Origin of the sequence: Pseudomonas persica, assembly GCF_900291015.1 — a bacterium.
In the GTDB taxonomy this organism is placed as follows: Bacteria; Pseudomonadota; Gammaproteobacteria; order Pseudomonadales; family Pseudomonadaceae; genus Aquipseudomonas.
The window spans coordinates 1-271 of record NZ_OLKL01000149.1 but is presented as its reverse complement, the minus strand read 5'-3'; the positions used below and the strand labels follow the sequence as shown (position 1 = coordinate 271).

Here is a 271-nt window from a genome sequence, read left to right as displayed (position 1 = left end):
GTTATCTGGAGTGCTGGTTGTTTCTTGCGTAACAAAGCTGTAAAACAGGCTTTGGCTTTGGATATCGAACCTGTCATGTTAAGTAGATCAGGTAAAGAATTATTGGCTGGGGATGATACAGAGACATTTATGCTTATGCAACTTTGTGGATGGGATTTTGATTATGACTCAAGAATTCAGATTGATCATTACATGCCAAAAGAGCGTTTGAGTTGGCGATACTATCTTCGACTTCGAGAAGGCAATGGACGGACATCAGTCTATATTGATA

The 271-nt window shown here is 39.5% G+C and carries 1 protein-coding gene; it reads left to right on the top strand.

Annotated features, from left to right (window positions below; translation table 11 throughout):
- Positions 1–24: 24 nt before the first annotated feature.
- Positions 25–271: hypothetical protein (locus tag FQ664_RS27550; RefSeq protein WP_218570426.1), on the top strand; the 247-nt coding region annotated here is incomplete at its 3' end.